We start from the raw sequence: 17,099 nt of genomic DNA, 5'->3' as shown, positions 1-17,099 counted from the left end.
AAGGGCGCTTCCATCACCGATCGATGGAAGCGCCCTTTGTCTATCCGGCGATCAGCGCCACCTGCTGCGCCGACTGCGGACACATTTGGGTCGCAGCCACCGCCTCGCCGATCAGCAGCAATGTCGGCGCGTCATTGCTGATCGTCCGCACCAGAAAGGCCAGCGCATCGAGCCTGCCGTGGATCAGCCGTTCGTCGGGCAGCGACACGTTCACCGCCACCATCACCGGCGTATCGGCTGCGCGGCCCGCCGCGATCAGGCGGGCTGAAACCTCGCCCGCCGCCGCCCGGCCCATATAAACCGCCAGCGTCGCATCGTCGGCCGCCAGCCCCTGCCAGTCGAGGTCAAGCGGCTCATCGCCCCGCGCATGGGCGGTGACGAAGGTCAGCCGCCGCGCCAGCCCGCGCAACGTCAGCGAAACCAGCCCGCTCGCCGCCGCAGCACTGGCAGCGGTGACACCGGGGCAGATCCGCACCGCGATGCCATGGGCCGCAAGATGCGTGATTTCCTCGGTCGAACGGCCGAACACCGATGGATCGCCGCCCTTCAGCCGCACCACCCGCCGCCCTGCCTGCGCCGCCGCCAGCAGCACGGCGTTGATCCCGCCCTGATCCTTCGAATGCCGGCCAGACCGCTTGCCCACGCTCACCCGTTCCACGCCCGGCGGGATCAGATCGAGGACGCCCGGCCCGACCAGCGCATCGTAAAAGACAATATCGGCCGCCCGGATCAGCCGTTCGGCCTTGCGCGTCAGCAGATCGGGATCGCCCGGCCCCGCGCCCACCAGCCACACTTCGCCCGCCACTATCCCGTCATGCCGCGACATTCTGTGCCTCCTGCTGGCCGATCAGCCGCGCGATCGCCGGGCGGCACGATCCGCAATTGGTGCCCGCTTTCAGCGCCGCGCCCACCGCATCCACCGTCGTCAGCCGCTGTTCGGCGATGCTGGCGAGGATGGTTTTCGTGCCGATATCGAAACATACGCACACGATCGCGCCCCGATCCGCCTGCGGTGTCGCCGGCCGCCCGGCCAGCAAGGCCGGGGCAGACGCCGCCTCATTCTCGCCAAGCTGGGCGATCAGCCATTCGCGATCGGGCAGCCGGCCCGTCCGCGTGGTGAACAGCACGGCCGCCAGCCGGCCAGCCTGCATCACCGCGATCCGCCGTGTCGCCCGCACCGCATCGAACGCTTCGATCCGCTCGCCCTGCGGCAACAGCGCCTCGATCTCGCCCGGATCGCCATCGCCCGCCAGTTCGAACAGCGTGCCGCCCGCCACGGTGATCCGGGTCCACCACAGGCAATCGGGTGCCGCCGTCCCGCCATTCGCCAGGATCAGGAAACCGCGCCATTCGGGCACCACCTTCACGATCCCCGCCGCCGTCAGTTTGAACCCCGGCTGGCCCGATACCGGATCGACGCCCCTACCCGGCAGCAATCCCGTGCGTCCCCCCGCCGATGTACGATCGGTCCAGTGGATCGGGGCGAACATTTCCCCCGCCCGCTGCTCGCCGCTGATCGCCACGCGGTAGATGCTTGTTCCGTTGGCCGTTTCCACTCGCGCCAGATCGCCATCGGCAAGATCCGCGGCGGCGGCATCGTGCGGATGCACTTCGACCAGCGGTTCGCGGCGATGCTGCGACAGGCGTGGCGAAAGGCCGGTGCGCGTCATCGTGTGCCATTGATCGCGGTAGCGCCCGGTGTTGAGCGTCAGCCGTTGCGCATCCAGCGGGTTCTGTGCCACCGCCACCAGCCGCGCCCGGCCATCGGCGGTGGAATAGCGTCCATCGCCGAACAATCGATCCCCGCCCCAGCGCGCCGGCTCCATCACGGCATAATCGGCATCGCTGATGTCCGCGAAGTGCCCCAGATCGAGCTTGCGCGCGCCATCATTCTCGAATGCCGTCAGCGCCGCATGTTCGCGGAAGATCGCCGCCGGCCCGGCCCAATCGAAGCCCGCGCCGAATCCCATGCGCCGGGCCACCTGCGCCATCGCCCACCAGTCCGGCCGCGTCTCCCCCGGCATGGCCATGAAGCCACGCTGGCGGCTCACCATCCGTTCCGAATTGGTGACGGTGCCGTCCTTCTCGCCCCATGCGGCGGCCGGCAGGCGGACATGGGCGAAGCGCGTCGTATCGGTATCGGCGATCACATCGGACACGACGACGAACGGGCATGCCGCCAGCGCCGCGCGCACCTTGCCGGCATCAGGCAAGGACACCGCCGGGTTGGTGCCCATGATCCACAGCGCCTTGATCCGCCCGTCGCCCACCGCTTCGAACAGGTCGATCGCCTTCAGGCCCGGCTTGCCCGCCACCCGGTCGCTGCCCCAGAACCGGCCCACCCGCGCGACATTGTCGCCAGCAAAATCCATATGTGCGGCCAAGGTCGACGCCAGCCCGCCCACCTCGCGCCCGCCCATCGCATTGGGCTGGCCGGTGATCGAAAAGGGCGCCGCCCCCGGCTTGCCGATCCGGCCGGTCGCCAGATGGAAATTGGTGATGGCATTGGCCTTGTCGGTTCCCTGCACCGACTGGTTCACCCCCATGCTGAACACAGTCACGGTGCGCGGGTGCGCCGCCAGCAGCGCGTGGAAATGATCCATATCGGCCTGCGGCACATCGCAGATCGTAGCCGCATCGCCGCCCAGCCCCGTCCAGAACCCGTCGGGCACCGCCACATGCCGCGCGACATAATCCGCATCCACCAGCCCGGCCGTCCGCGCGAAGGCCAGCGCGCCGTTGAACAGCGCGACATCGCTGCCCGGCCGGATCGCAAGGTGCAGGTCGGCCCGCTCGGCCGTTTCGGTGCGGCGCGGATCGATCACGACCAGCTTTGCCCCGCGCGTCGCGCGCGCCGCTTCGATCCGCTGCCAGATGATCGGGTGGCACCAGGCCGTGTTCGATCCGACCAGCAGGATCAGGTCCGCCTCGTCCAGATCGTCATAGCAGCCCGGCACCACATCCTCGCCGAATGCGCGGATGTGGGCTGCCACCGCGCTCGACATGCACAGCCTTGAATTGGTGTCGATATTCGCCGATCCGATGAACCCCTTCATCAGCTTGTTGGCGACATAATAATCCTCGGTCAGGATCTGGCCCGAAACATAGAATGCCACGCTGTCCGGCCCATGTTCGGCCACCGCATCGGCGAACTTGGCCGCCACCAGATCGAGCGCCGCGTCCCAGCCGGCCTGTTCATCGCCGATCATCGGGTGGAGCAGCCGTCCGTCCAGCCCCACCGTTTCGCCCAGATGCGTGCCCTTGGAACACAGCCGCCCGCGATTGGCGGGGTGCGCGGGATCGCCGGCGATCGCCACCGCGCGATCCGTGGCCGGTGTCGCCAGCACCCCGCAGCCGACACCGCAATAAGCGCAGGTGGTGCGGATCGTGCCCATCGCCTACGCCGCCTGCGCCAGTGTCGATGCGCGGCAGATCAGCACGCGCCCGGCATCCACCTTCACCGGCACCGTCGGCGTACAACCCTTGTCGCCCCCTTGCGCCTCGCCAGTCTTCAGCGAAATCGTCCAGTTGTGCAGCGGGCAGGCCACCGCATCGCCATGGACGATGCCCTGACTCAGCGGCCCGGCCTTGTGCGGGCAGCGGTTGACGAGGGCGTACACCGCATTGTCGCCGGTGCGGAACACCGCGATTTCAGGGCCACCCGCCACAGGCACCGTGCGCGCGCCGCGCAGCGGGATTTGGTCGATCGGACCGATGTCGATCCAGTCTCCGGTGAACATGCTGGTTACTCCGCTGCGATCGTTTCAAGGGGGCGCACTTCGCCCAAATGCGCATGCAACTGCCGGTCGGCGCCCTCGGCGCGTTCGGCCCACGGGTCGGTCTGGCAAAAGCTTTGCGAAAACAGGAACCGCGCGGTCAGCGCCTCGCGGCCCACCGCATCCTCGGCGATGCGCTGGCGGATATAGTCCACCCCCACCCGCTCGATCCACGGCGCGGTGCGTTCCAGATAGCGGGCTTCCTCACGATAAAGCTGGGTGAAGGCGGCGCAATAATCCATCGCCTCGCGCTCGGTGGAAACCTTGCACAGCAGGTCGGTCGCCCGCACCTTGATCCCGCCATTGCCGCCGACATGAAGCTCGTAGCCGCTGTCGACGCACACCACGCCAAAGTCCTTGATCGTCGCCTCCGCACAGTTTCGCGGGCACCCAGACACGGCGATCTTGAACTTGTGGGGCATCCACGAGCCCCACGTCATGCGTTCGATCCGCACACCAAGCCCGGTGGAATCCTGCGTGCCGAACCGGCACCATTCGGACCCGACACACGTCTTCACCGTGCGCAGCGATTTGCCATAGGCATGGCCGGAAACCATGCCGGCGGCGTTCAGGTCCGCCCACACTGCCGGCAGATCCTCCTTCCGGATCCCGAAGATGTCGAGCCGCTGGCCGCCCGTCACCTTCACCATCGGCGCGTCATATTTCTCGACGACATCGGCGATGGCGCGCAGTTCGCGGGGGTTGGTGAGGCCACCCCACATCCGCGGCACCACCGAATAGGTGCCGTCCTTCTGGATATTGGCGTGCATCCGTTCGTTGACGAAACGGCTCTGCTGATCGTCGACATAATCGCCCGGCCATGCGCACAGCAGATAATAATTGAGCGCCGGCCGGCACGACGAACAGCCATCCGGGGTCGACCAGCTCAACCGCTGCATCACTTCGGGGATCGATTTCATCCCCTGCGCGACGATCTCGCGGCGCACATCATCATGGGTAAAGCTGGTGCACTTGCAGACGGTTTTCGTCGCCCGCTCACCCGCATATTCATCGCCCAGCGTAACGGCGAGCAGCGTTTCGACGAGGCCGGTGCACGATCCGCACGAAGCGGACGCCTTGCAGCCCGATCGCACCGCATCCAGCGTGCAGGCCCCGCCTTCGATCGCGGCCACCACCTTGCCCTTGGAAACGCCGTTGCAGCCGCAGATTTCCGCATCGTCGGAAAGCGCCGCAACGGCCGCCTTAGGGTCCGCCTGCCCCCCTCCCGCGAAGGCCTGGCCGAAGATCAGATTGTCGCGGATCGGCGAGATATCCTCGCTTTTCTTCATCAGGTCGAAATACCAGCCGCCATCGGCGGTATCGCCGTACAGCACCGCACCGACGACGCGGTCGTCCTTCACCACCACCCGGCGATAATGGCCGCGCGCCGCATCGCGCAGCACGATATCCTCGGCCCCGTCGCCGCCGGAAAAATCCCCGGCTGAAAACACGTCGAGGCCTGCCACCTTCAGCTTGGTCGATGTCACCGATCCGACATAGCCGGTCGGCCTCGTCGTCAGCCCGTCCGCCAGCGCGCGGCACATTTCCCACAAGGGCGCGACCAGGCCATAGACCAGCCCGCGATGCTCCACGCATTCGCCCACCGCCAGCACATCGCTGTCCGATGTCACCATATGATCGTCGACCTGAATACCGCGCCCGATCGCCAGCCCCGAAGCCTGCGCCAGCCGCACATTCGGCCGGATGCCCACCGCCATCACCACCAGACTGGCGGGGATTTCGCGGCCATCCTTCAGCCGCACGCCTTCCACCTTGCCGTCGCCATAGATTTCGGCGGTGTCGGCCCCCGTCAGGATCGTCTGGCCCCGGCTCTCCAGTGCGGTCTTCAGCAGCCAGCCCGCCGCTTCGTCCAACTGGCGTTCCATCAGGGTCGGCATCAGGTGGATCACCGTCACGCCCATGCCACGCAACGTCAGCCCATGGGCGGCTTCCAGCCCCAGCAGGCCGCCGCCGATCACCACCGCATGGCCGCCCTTGTCGGCGGCGCGCAGCATCGCGCCCACATCGTCCATGTCGCGGAAGGTGACGACACCGGGCAGGTCCTTGCCCGGCACCGGGATGACGAAGGGGTCCGATCCGGTGGCGATCAGCAATTTATCATAACCCACCACCCGGCCCGATGCCGCCGTCACGGTGCGGGCCGTCCGGTCGATCGCCGTCACCGCATCGCCGGCGATCAGGTCGATACCGTTGTCGGCATACCAGTCGTGCCCGTTGATGATGATGTCGTCGAAGCTCTTTTCGCCCGCCAGCAGCGGCGAAAGCATGATCCGGTTGTAATTCACCCGTGGCTCGGCGCCGAAAATGGTGATGCGGAAACGATCGCCGTCGCGCGCCAGCACCTCTTCCACCGCGCGGCACCCGGCCATGCCGTTGCCGATCACCACCAGGTGCGGGCGGCCCGCCGTCATCGGGCCATCACCCATTGCCTCGTCCGCTCGTTCCAGTCTGCCCGAAAGCTCCATCACCCCATCTCCGAACACGAAAAAAGCCGCCTTCGACCGTGCCCTTATCGGGTGGTCGAAGGCGGCTTTGCCTTTTGCCCTGCCAGCGTTTCCGCCGGCCGCTGCCGTCATTCCCGCCAGTGGGAAATCAGGCCTATCTCGTGCGAACATCCTTGTTCGCTTGGTCGGAAGATGCGTGATTCGCCGCTCTTCCGCAAGTGCATTTTGTGCAGTGCGGAAAAATCGCGGGAGGCGGCCAGCGCATTCGTTTTCCCCCTCAACCGTCATCCCCGCGAAAGCGGGGATGACGATATTTTGCAGTCGACGTTGAATAAATCCGGACTGTCACGACCCGCCGGCAAAGTGTCCGTTCGTTAAATCTCGTCGTCACCCCGGGCTTGACCCGGGGTCCCGCTTTAGCGGTGGCGTCAGGCAAGGTGCGCATAGAGATCGAGCCACTCGGGATTGCCCCGCTCGATCAGCGCGAATTTCCATTCGCGCCGCCAGCGCTTCAGGCGCTTTTCCTGTGCGATGCCACCGATGATGGAGGCCACCTGTTCGGCCCACACAAGCCTGTCCAGCCGATAACGCCGGCAGAAATCCGACCCATCACCTGTGCGGTGCTGGAGAATGCGTGCCGCCAGATGCGATGTCACGCCCACATATATAGTGCCCCGATAGCGATCGGCCATGATGTAGACCCAGCCGCCTTGCCGATCTCGTTCCATGACAGCAGAACAGAAGAAGCGGGACCCCGGGTCAAGCCCGGGGTGACGAAGAAGGAATGACCACTCCCCCCCCCCTTTCCAATCATCACGCCCCTCCTTTTTATCGCCTGAAAGCTGGCGGTCGCCGGCTTCCGAATTTACCCGCCGCCCTCAATACGCCCACTCCACCGAAAGCCATGCTTTGCGCGTATCCGTCGCAAACGCCTTCGCGTCATAATCCGCATATTTGGCGGTCAACGTCATCCGTCCGAACCGGGCCGACGCCATCAGGTTCACCTCCTCGCCATAATGCTGGCCCAGCCGATCGCTATCGAACCGATGATAGGCCGCCTGCACCGTCACCGCGTCGGCACGCCCCACTTTGGTCCACGTCTTGCCCACGCTGCCATACAGATCGCGAATGCCGTTGGGCGGTGTCGTCAAAAACTTGTCCGCCCAGCCCTGAAACTTGTGCAGCGTCGCCAGCGGCGTCTGGAAACTGGTCAGCGCCGCACCTTCGTCCGCGCCCAGCACCTCATAACCGCCGCCGATCCGCCAGCCCCTGGCCTCCACCGCGACATCCGCCAGCCAGTAATCGGCGCCATAATCGTTGGGGTTGTGGTGCCAGTCCGCCTGCCGGGCATAGCTCAGCGCATAAGCCAGTTTCACCCCCTTGCCCAACGGCCGCGCGCCCTGCATCCGCACGCCACAGGTCTGGCTTGACAAGCGAAAGCCGGACAGCGCGGCTTCATCCTGATCGACCAGATAGGCAAAGCCGGTCAGCGTCCCCACTGGCGTCTGCCAACCCAGCGTCGCGAAAACATTGTCGCCCGAAATCGCCTGCGGCCGCGCGCCTGTGCCATCCACGCCCCAGATCGTCCGCACCGACCAGCTATAGGTCAGGTCCGCCTTCAGCTTGGGGGTGATCGCATATTCCAGCCGCGCGGCATCGAACGTCTGCTCGTTCTGCCGCCAGCCAACGGCACCCACGAACCTCTGGTCATCCAGATTGATCCGCTGCCGGCCAACCGTGGCGACCAGGCCTTTCGTGCCCCGATATTGCAGCTGCAACCGGTTCAGTTCGACATTTTCGGGATCGGCCACGATCGGAAAGGCGGTGCGGCCGTTGACGCCGCTATTATACCCCTCGTCGATCGCCAGCAGCCCTTCGCCTTCGGCCAGCAGCGACCATTCCCCCAATGTCGCCTGCGCGCCCGCCCGCACCCGCGCCGTCAGCGCATCGGCGGCCTTACCCAGCCCGTCCTGATCGACATTTTCATAGCGCAACCGCGCGTCCACGATTGGCTTTATCACGATATCGGCGGCCACAGCGGGGCCACCCGCGGCCAGCATGGCCGCGCCAAACAGCAGATATTTCATGGAAATCCCCCTTACTTCCTCCCCTCCCTGTCATCAGGGAGGGGATTGAGGGGTGGGTGCGTGCCACACGCTGGTCCCGCGATTGCGCCCCCACCCGCTACCCCTCCCTGCATCGGCAGAGAGGGGAGCCACCGCCTCAGATGCGCACGCCCTGGATCGCGGCACCCCAGGTCGTCCGCCATTTGCGCTTCACCGCAGACAGGCCGGCCAGCGCCACCATCGCCAGCGCGGCAAAGATCAGGAAACCCGATTGGTAGGTGCCCGTCATCTGCTTGGCGATGCCGAGGCTGGACGCGAGGTAGAAACCACCGATACCGCCCGCCATGCCGACAAGGCCGGTCATCACGCCGATTTCAGCGCGGAAGCGCTGCGGCACCAGCTGGAACACCGCGCCATTGCCGGTGCCCAGCGCCAGCATCGCCACGACGAACAGCGCCAGCGCCGCCGCCACGCTCGCCGGGCCGCTGCTCACGCCCACCAGCGCGGTCGCGGCAACGATATAGACGAACGACAAGGTCTTGATCCCGCCGATCCGGTCGGCCAGCGCGCCGCCCAATGGGCGAACCAGCGATCCCGCGAACACGCAGGCCGCCGTGCAGTAACCGGCCACCACCGTCGTCAGCCCGAACTGATCGGTGAAATAGATCGACAGCGATGCGGCAAGGCCGACGAAGCCGCCGAACGTGACCGCATAGAACAGCATGAACCACCAGGCATCGGCCGTCTTCAGCGGTTCCAGATAGGCCGTCAGCGGCTTGGGCGCGGGCGCATCGGGTGCATCCTTGGCCAGCGCCATATAGACGACGAACACAATCGCCAGCGGGATGCAGGAAAGGCCCAGCACCGCGTTCCAGCCGAACAATTTGGCCAAGGTCGGCGCGAACAAGGCGGCGAACACCGTGCCCGAATTGCCCATGCCGGCCAGCCCCATCGCCTTGCCCTGATGTTCCGGCGGATACCAGCGGCTGGCCAGTGGCAGCGCGATGGCAAAGCTCGCCCCGGCGAAACCCAGCACCACGCCCAGCGCCAGCGTCGCTTCAAAGCTGTGGACGCCGAAGCTCCACGCCGTCAGCAGGCCGGCGATCACGATGACCTGGCTGATCGCGCCGGCCAGCTTCGGCCCGATCCGATCGACCAGCAGGCCGTTCACCACCCGCAACAGCGCGCCCGCCAGGGTCGGCACCGCCACCATCAGCCCCTTTTGCGCCGGGGTCAGCCCCAGATCCTTGGCGATTTCAGGCGCAAGCGGCCCCAGCAGCACCCACACCATGAAGGCAAGGTCGAAATACAGAAACGCGGCAATCAGCGTCGGCGGGTGCCCCGCCTTCCAGAAACTGGTCTTCATAATCTGCTTCCCCGGTTGGGCCGTGGGCTTGCGCCCAAGGCTATAGTTGATGGAAAGAACGCGCGCAAAAAATGGGGGGCGGCATGAAGCCGGAAGGCCGACTCGATATCGCCACGGGTTTCGCCTCGATCGCCGGGCGCCGGCCCGACAATCAGGATTTCGGTGGTCTCTGGCTCGCCCGCGAGGCCGAACGCGCACGTTTCGGCGTCGCGGCGGCGGTGGCCGATGGCATGGGCGGGGCCAAAGGCGGCCGCGTCGCCGCCGAAACCACGGTCCGCGCCTTCCTCGACGGATATTATTCCGTATCCGAAACGACTGGCATTGCCGCGGCTGCGGGCAAAGTGCTTTCCAGTGTCAACCTGTGGCTCAACCAGATCGGCCGCACCGATCCGAACCTCGCCGGTTGCGCCACCACCTTCACCGCCCTCGTCCTGCGTGGGCGGCGGGCAACAGCCCTCCATGTCGGCGACAGCCGCGCCTGGCATTATCGCGACGGGCAACTGCATCGGCTGACCGAGGATCACACCCTTTCCCACCCCGATCAGCGCCACATCCTCTATCGCGCGGTCGGCATCGAACCATCCGTCCGGCTCGATGTGCGTGCGCAGGATCTGGCCGTGCATGATCGCCTGCTGATCACCAGCGATGGCGTCCACGGCGCGCTGTCGGACAAGGCGATCGGCAAGCTGCTCGGCGCGCGCGGGTCGGCGCAGGCCGATGCCGAAGCGATCGTGGCGGCGGCGCACGCGGCCGGATCGCAGGACAATGCCACCGCTTTGCTGATCGATATCGTCGCGCTGCCGGCGATCGAACAGGATATGATCGCCGCCCACGCTGCCGCGCTGCCGATCGGCGCCCCCCCGAAGGTGGGCGACAGCGTCGATGGCTTCCGGCTCGATCGCCTGATATCCGACGGCCGCTACACCCGTCTGTTTCTGGCCGAAGACACGGTGGCCGGCGGCGAAGTCGTCCTCAAATTCCCCAAGCCGGCCTTGCTGTCCGAAAATGGCGCGCGGCTGTCGTTCCTGCGCGAAAGCCTGATCGGCGCGCGGATCGACGACCGCCATGTCGGCGGGGCGATCGCACTGTCGCCCGAACGCCAGACCCGTCTCTACATTGCCATGCCCTATCTGCCCGGCGAAACGCTGGAGCAGCGCCTCACCCGCGCGCCGCTGGGCATCGCGCAGGGCGTGACGATTGGTGCGGGCATCGCCCGCGGCGTGGCGGCGCTGCACCGCCGCGAAATCATCCACCGCGATATCAAGCCGGACAATGTGATCCTGTCCGAAACCGGCGGCCCCCGGCTGATCGATCTTGGCGTCGCCCGCCTGCCCAAGGTGGAGGAGTTCGCGCAGGACGAAATTCCCGGCACCCCCAGCTACATGGCCCCCGAACTGTACGACGGGGAACGCGGTTCCGAGGCGAGCGACCAGTTCGCCCTTGGCGTGACGCTCTATCGCCTGTTCACCGGCCGCTATCCTTATGGCGAGGTGGAAGCGTTCAGCCGGCCGCGTTTCGGCCAGCCGGTGCCGCCATCGCGCCATCGCCCCGACATGCCGGGCTGGCTGGAAGCCGCGATCCTGCGCGCCGTGGCGGTCGATCCCGCCCAACGTTTCGGCGACGTGCTCGAACTGGTCCACGCGCTGGAAAGCGGTGGTGCCCGCGCGATCCGCCGTGCCGAAGCGCGGCCGCTGATCGAACGCAACCCTGCCCTGTTCTGGCAACTGGTGTCGATCGTGCTGGCGATCGCGCTGATCGTCGCCATGGCAACGCGCTGATCCCTTTTCGCTATCGTTCCGGTCCAGTCCCATCGGATCTCCCGCAGGCACGAAAAAAGCCGCCTCCGATCCCCCGCTTTGGCGGTGATCGGACAGCGGCTTTGCTGTTGTATCGACGGTGATCAGCCCAGCGTCGGGCGCTCACCTATGTTGCGTCGCACACTCGTTGTGCATCGCAGCGAAAAACTGCACCAGAATGGCGACGGCATACAAGTGCAAAATGCAAAATCGTGCGCCGGTGGTCAGCGGGAATGATCGAACCCCGCCAGATAGTCGGCAACCGCGGATGGATCGAACACCCGTCCGTCAAAAAAACGGTCGGATCCCAAAGTCAGCGTGCCGCGGTCCGATCCCACCCCCAGCGGCATGTCCAGCGCCCCTTCCAGCTTCATGCTCGCCCCCGGCAGCGGCGTTGGGCCACCTGCCAGCGCGCGCCGGTAGATATCGGATCGGAATACGTTGGCCGCCGCCGCCTCTGCCACCGGATCAGCCACGGCCAGCCCCCAGCGCACGAATTGCGAATAGATCCACAGCGCCTGGCTGCGCCACGGGAAGTTCGCCGCCTCGCGATGAAAGATCAGGAAATCGGGCGATTCGAGCGGATCGCCACCCTGCACCAGCGGCACCCGCCCCGCCAACGCCTGAGCAATGATCGCGGCAGGCTGGCCGACATGCCCCGGCTGGGCCAGCAATTCGGCCAGCGCCGGGCGATTGGCAGGATCATCGCACCACGCCGCTGCCCGGTCGAGCGCGCGCAACAGGCGATCCACCGTTTCCGGATGGGCCTCCGCCCAATCCTCGCGCAGCCCCAGCACCTTTTCCACGCCGCGCTGCCAGATGTTCGCGCCGATCGCGACGATCTCGCCCAGCCCTTCGGCCACCGCGACGCTGCTCCACGGTTCGCCGGCGATAAACCCGTCAATCTCGCCCGCCCGCAACGCCTCCACCATCAAGGATGGCGGCAGCACGCGCAGCGCAACATCCCGATCCGGATCGATTCCGGCAAAGCCCAGCCAGTATCGCAGCATCAGCGCATGGCTGGAAAAACGGTGAACGATGCCGATCACCGGCTTGCGATGGTGCAGGCCGATCGCGGCGGCAAAATCATGCGCCGTGGCGATCGGGTCTTCCACCCGGTTGCGCGCGATCGGATCGAGTGCGGCGGCCAGCCCGGCCGACAGGGTGAGCGCGTTGCCGTTGACCCCCAGCTTGAACGGCGCGGCGATCGCGGCCGGATGCTGGCTCAGCCCCAATGTCACCCCCACGGCCAGCGGCGCCAGCATATGGGCTGCCTGCACCTGCCCATATACCAGCCGGTCGCGCACATTCGCCCAGCTCGTGTCGCGCACCAGCCGCAGATCGATGCCTTCGCTTTGCGCAAACCCCATGGCCCGCGCCGCGATCAGCACGGCGCTGTCGGTCAGCGGCAGGAAGGCGACGGAGATCGGCGTCATTTCGGCCCTCCCAGCAATTCGGTCGCGGTGATCAGGGCATCGGCGACATCGGCGATCTTGCGCCCCTGGTTCATCGCGGTGCTTCGCAACAGCGCATAGGCCTCGGCTTCGCCAACGCCCCGGCTGTCCATCAGGATCGCTTTGGCGCGGTCGATCTTGCGGCGATCGGCCAGCGCGGTCCGCGCATCCTCAAGCTCGGTGCGCAGCGTCGCAAAGGCGTTGAACCGGCGAATCGCCAGTTCCAGGATCGGCTTCACCCGTTCCTTGCGCAGCCCATCGACCACATAGGCCGAAACCCCGGCATCGATCGCCGCCCCGATCATCGCTTCGTCCGACTGGTCGACGAACATCGCGATCGGCCGCGCCAGCGCCCGGCTGACGACCAGCATTTCTTCCAGGCTGTCGCGGCTGGGGGTGCCAAGGTCCATCAGCACCACATCGGGCGCCAGCCGTTCGATCCGCGCGACGAACGCCCCCGTTGGCGGAACGACATGGATATCGTCGAATCCGGATTCGCGCAGTCCTTCCTCAAGGATCGTCGCGCGAAGCCCGCTTTCATCGACGATGGCGATCCGCACGCTGCCCCCCGCTGGTCACAATGCCCCAAACAGGACTTGCCCCTCCGCCGTCAAGGCCGATCCGTATCACGCCGGCCGGCGCGCCAATTTCGCCAGCACCTCGTCCAGTGCCGACAGGAAGCGTGACCGATCCGTCTTGGCAAAGGGTGGCGGCCCACCGATCACGTCGCCGCCGGCGCGCAGATCGGCCATGATCGCGCGGGTTGCCACCGCCGCGCCGATCGAATTGGCGGTGAACGGCTTGCCATTGGGGGCGATCACCGCCGCCCCTGCCTTGATGCAGCGATCGGCCAGCAGGATATCGGCGGTGATCACCACCGCATCCGCCGATGCCCGCTCGGCGATCCAGTCGTCCGCCTCGTCAAAACCGGCGCCCACCACCACCCGTTCGATCAGCGGATGGGGTGGCACGCGGAAATGGCTGTTGCTGACGATCGTCACCGGCACTTCCCGGCGAAAGGCGACCTTGTAGATCTCATCCTTCACCGGGCAGGCATCACCATCAACGAGTATGCGGACGCCCATTCAGGTTCAGCGACCGCGCGACGGCCCACCACGCGGCGGTCCGCGAAACGGCTTGGCATGATGCCGTGGCGCCGCGGCGCCACCGGGACCACCCGGGCCAGCACGCCGGTTCTGGCGCTGCTGTTCGCGTGGTGCACCCTGCACCGGCTCGATACGGATGCCATCCTCGCCATTGGGATCACCACCGGCGGTGCGCTTGACCGCGGCAACGAAGCGAGCGGCGGCGTGGCGCGGGATTTCGAACATCGTCTCGTCCGCGGCGATGCGGATCGCGCCGATATCCTGCTTGGTGATGTGCCCGCGACGGCACAGCAAAGGCAGCAGCCAGCGCGGATCGGCATTGTGCCGCCGGCCGACATCCATGCGGAACCAGATCGTGTCTTCAAAGCCCGGACGCGGCCCTTCCAGCCGTTCGCGCGGGGCGGGCGATGCGCCCTGCTCGATCAGGTCTTCGGCGGCCGGCAAACGCGCGCGGTGGCTGCGCACCAGCATCGCGGCGATATCCTCAGCGCTCAGTTCGGCCATCAGCCGCACCGCCAGCGCGCGATCTTCATCCTCGATCTCGACGGGGGCGGACAATGTCGCAAGCAGCCGTTCGCGATCGGCGTTGCGAATCGCCTCGGCAGTGGGCGGCGACACCCATTCGGCCTGGATCCGCGCGCCGCGCAACATGCCTTCAACCCGGCGGCGGCGCTGATAGGGCACGATCAGGACGGCGGTGCCCTTCTTGCCCGCGCGGCCGGTGCGGCCCGAACGGTGCTGCAACGCTTCGGCATCGCGCGGCAGTTCGACATGGACGACCAGCGACAGCGTCGGCAGATCGATCCCGCGCGCGGCCACGTCGGTTGCCACGCACACGCGGGCGCGGCGATCGCGCAGCGCCTGCAACGCATGGTTGCGTTCATTCTGGCTATGCTCGCCCGACAGCGCCACCGCGTCGAACCCGCGCTCGACAAGGCTGGCGTGCAGGTGGCGCACCGCATCGCGCGTCGCGCAGAACAGCATCGCGGTGTCGGGTTCGTGGAAACGCAGCAGGTTCACCACCGCGCCTTCGATATCTGACGGGGCCACCGTCACCGCCTGATAGGAAATATCGCCATGGCCGCGATCTTCACCCACGGTCGAGATACGCAGCGCATCGCGTTGATACCGCTTGGCTAGCGCCACGATCGGCTTGGGCATCGTCGCCGAAAACAGCAGCGTGCGGCGATTATCCGGCGTCGCATCCAGAATTTCTTCCAGATCCTCGCGGAAACCCATGTCGAGCATCTCGTCGGCTTCGTCGAGCACCGCGACCTTCAGGCCGCTCAGGTCGAGCGCGCCGCGTTCGAGATGATCGCGCAGGCGGCCCGGCGTGCCGACGACGATGTGCGCGCCGTGCGACAGGTTGCGCCGCTCGCGCGACGGGTCCATCCCGCCAACGCACGAAACGATGCGCGCGCCGGCCTTGCCGTACAGCCACATCAGTTCGCGGCTGACCTGCAGGGCCAGTTCGCGGGTCGGCGCGATGGCAAGCGCCAGCGGCGCCTGGACACGGCCAACGCGGCCATCTTCTTCCAGCAACTGCTTGGCGATCGCGAGGCCGAAGGCCACGGTCTTGCCCGAACCGGTCTGGGCGGAAACGATAAGGTCGCGGTTATCCGCGCCCTCTTCCAGGACGGCGGCCTGGACGGGTGTAGGGGCGGCATAGCCGCGTTCGGATAGTGCTTCGGCAAGAAGCGGGGTCAATCTACTGAAAGGCATTTTGTGCAGATGGCAGGTAAAGCAATTATGGCAAGGCTTTTCGCTACAGCGCCTGCCCGGCCGCCCACCCGCTGGCCCATGCCCATTGGAAATTATACCCGCCCAGCCAGCCGGTTACGTCTACGGCTTCGCCAATTGCGTACAATCCGGGCACGCGCTTGGCCTCCATCGTTTTTGATGAAAGCCCGTCCGTATCGATCCCGCCGATCGTCACCTCGGCTTTCGCAAACCCTTCGGTGCCGTTGGGGTTAAAACGCCAGTCGCCCAATCGGCGGCCCGCTTCTTCCAGTGCGCGATCGGTAAGGTTGGCCAGTTCGCCACTGATTCCCAGCCGTTCGGCCAGCACATCGGCCAGCCGATCGGGAAAGGCCGATCCCAGTGCCGTGCGAAACGCCACGCGCGGCCGCGCGCGCTTCATTTCGGCCAGCCAGCCGGGCGCATGATCGGGCAGGAAATTCACCCCGATTGGCTGGCCATGCCGCCAGTAAGACGAGATTTGCAGGATCGCCGGGCCGGACAGCCCCTTATGCGTGAACAAGGCCGCCTCGCGAAACCGCGTCTTGCCGCAACTGGCGATGATCTCGGCCGAAACGCCTGAAAGTTCGCGGAACAAGGTCTCGTCGCCGCCCAAAGTCAACGGCACCAGCGCCGGGCGCGGTTCGATCACCTTCAGGCCAAAGCGGCGCGCCAGATCATAGGCATAGCCGGTCGCGCCCATTTTCGGGATCGAAGGCCCACCCGTGGCAATCACCAGCGCCGGCGCGCTCGCCGTCCGCCCGCCAAAGCGCACATGATACTGCCCGTCGGCATGGTCCACCCCGGCCACATCATGCCCCAGCGCGATTTCCACGCCGCCGGCCGAACATTCATCCACCAGCATCGCCACGATCTGCCGGGCAGAACCGTCACAGAACAATTGCCCCAGCGTCTTTTCGTGCCAGGCGATGCCATAAGCGTCGACCATCGCGATGAAATCATCCTGGGTGAAACGGCGCAGCGCCGATTTGGCGAAATGCGGATTGGCCGAAACATAGCGATCGGGCGCGGTGTGGATGTTGGTGAAGTTGCACCGCCCACCGCCCGAAATCAGAATTTTCTTGCCCGGTTCATCCGCCCGATCGATCAGCAGCACGCGCCGCCCGCGCTGCCCGGCGATCGCCGCGCACATCATGCCCGCCGCCCCCGCGCCCAGAATCACGGCATCATATCGGGTAGATTGGGTCACGATATTGGGGGTGTCCGCGTGCGAAAGGTTAGCCGCGGGCCATCACCACGCGATCCCGCCCGCCTGCACCACCGGCCTGCACCCGTCAATCATCGACGGCGGCGCGCGCTATGCCTCAGGCGG

The 17,099-nt window shown here is 66.4% G+C and carries 13 protein-coding genes; 1 reads left to right on the top strand and 12 read right to left on the bottom strand.

The annotated features are described in order from the left end of the window. Positions 1 to 40: 40 nt before the first annotated feature. The 7 genes from cobA to KC8_RS01270 form a co-directional block, all read right to left on the bottom strand. Positions 41 to 826: a uroporphyrinogen-III C-methyltransferase gene (cobA, locus tag KC8_RS01300; protein ID WP_010123440.1), complete on the bottom strand. Its 786-nt coding sequence runs from the start codon at positions 824 to 826 to the stop codon at positions 41 to 43. Further along, positions 813 to 3,395, bottom strand: coding sequence for a molybdopterin-dependent oxidoreductase (locus KC8_RS01295; protein WP_010123441.1), 2,583 nt, complete (start codon positions 3,393 to 3,395; stop codon positions 813 to 815). The genes cobA and KC8_RS01295 overlap by 14 nt, the downstream gene beginning before the upstream one ends. 3 nt (positions 3,396 to 3,398) lie before the next feature. Continuing rightward, positions 3,399 to 3,740, bottom strand: coding sequence for a nitrite reductase small subunit NirD (gene nirD, locus KC8_RS01290; RefSeq protein WP_010123443.1), 342 nt, complete (start codon positions 3,738 to 3,740; stop codon positions 3,399 to 3,401). Positions 3,741 to 3,745: 5 nt separating this feature from the next. Next, positions 3,746 to 6,223, bottom strand: a complete 2,478-nt coding sequence (gene nirB, locus KC8_RS01285) for a nitrite reductase large subunit NirB (RefSeq protein ID WP_010123445.1) — start codon at positions 6,221 to 6,223, stop codon at positions 3,746 to 3,748. A 446-nt stretch (positions 6,224 to 6,669) separates the two neighbouring features. Continuing rightward, entirely contained in the window at positions 6,670 to 6,969 is a 300-nt protein-coding gene (locus tag KC8_RS01280) for a GIY-YIG nuclease family protein (protein ID WP_029624255.1), read from the bottom strand. Positions 6,970 to 7,119: 150 nt separating this feature from the next. After that, positions 7,120 to 8,328, bottom strand: a complete 1,209-nt coding sequence (locus tag KC8_RS01275; RefSeq protein WP_010123450.1) for an alginate export family protein — start codon at positions 8,326 to 8,328, stop codon at positions 7,120 to 7,122. 136 nt (positions 8,329 to 8,464) lie between these two features. Further along, on the bottom strand, positions 8,465 to 9,673 hold the full coding sequence (locus KC8_RS01270; protein WP_010123452.1) for a nitrate/nitrite transporter: 1,209 nt from the start codon (positions 9,671 to 9,673) through the stop codon (positions 8,465 to 8,467). 83 nt (positions 9,674 to 9,756) lie between these two features. On the opposite strand from KC8_RS01270, the gene KC8_RS01265 reads away from it, so the two are divergent. Continuing rightward, complete coding sequence (locus KC8_RS01265; RefSeq protein ID WP_029624256.1) at positions 9,757 to 11,451, top strand: bifunctional protein-serine/threonine kinase/phosphatase; 1,695 nt, start codon at positions 9,757 to 9,759, stop codon at positions 11,449 to 11,451. A 242-nt stretch (positions 11,452 to 11,693) separates the two neighbouring features. On the opposite strand, the gene KC8_RS01260 is transcribed toward KC8_RS01265, so the two are convergent. The 5 genes from KC8_RS01260 to KC8_RS01240 form a co-directional block, all read right to left on the bottom strand. Next, entirely contained in the window at positions 11,694 to 12,905 is a 1,212-nt protein-coding gene (locus KC8_RS01260; protein WP_010123455.1) for a CmpA/NrtA family ABC transporter substrate-binding protein, read from the bottom strand. Then, a complete protein-coding gene (locus KC8_RS01255; RefSeq protein WP_010123456.1) occupies positions 12,902 to 13,483 on the bottom strand; it encodes an ANTAR domain-containing response regulator in 582 nt (193 codons plus the stop codon). Before KC8_RS01255 ends, KC8_RS01260 begins: the two co-directional genes overlap by 4 nt. 66 nt (positions 13,484 to 13,549) lie before the next feature. Beyond that, positions 13,550 to 14,008 carry a YaiI/YqxD family protein gene (locus KC8_RS01250; protein WP_010123457.1) on the bottom strand — a complete coding sequence of 153 codons (459 nt, stop codon included), beginning with the start codon at positions 14,006 to 14,008 and terminating at the stop codon, positions 13,550 to 13,552. 6 nt (positions 14,009 to 14,014) lie between these two features. Beyond that, positions 14,015 to 15,751, bottom strand: coding sequence for a DEAD/DEAH box helicase (locus tag KC8_RS01245; RefSeq protein WP_029624257.1), 1,737 nt, complete (start codon positions 15,749 to 15,751; stop codon positions 14,015 to 14,017). 43 nt (positions 15,752 to 15,794) lie between these two features. Continuing rightward, the gene (locus KC8_RS01240) at positions 15,795 to 16,976 is read right to left on the bottom strand and encodes an NAD(P)/FAD-dependent oxidoreductase (protein ID WP_257789634.1); all 1,182 of its coding nucleotides are present in this window, start codon (positions 16,974 to 16,976) and stop codon (positions 15,795 to 15,797) included. Positions 16,977 to 17,099 lie beyond the last annotated feature (123 nt).

This window comes from Sphingomonas sp. KC8 (genome assembly GCF_002151445.1).
GTDB lineage: Bacteria > Pseudomonadota > Alphaproteobacteria > Sphingomonadales > Sphingomonadaceae > Sphingomonas_E.
The sequence above is the reverse complement of the archived record's forward strand: the minus strand, read 5'-3'. Positions and strand labels throughout refer to the sequence as shown.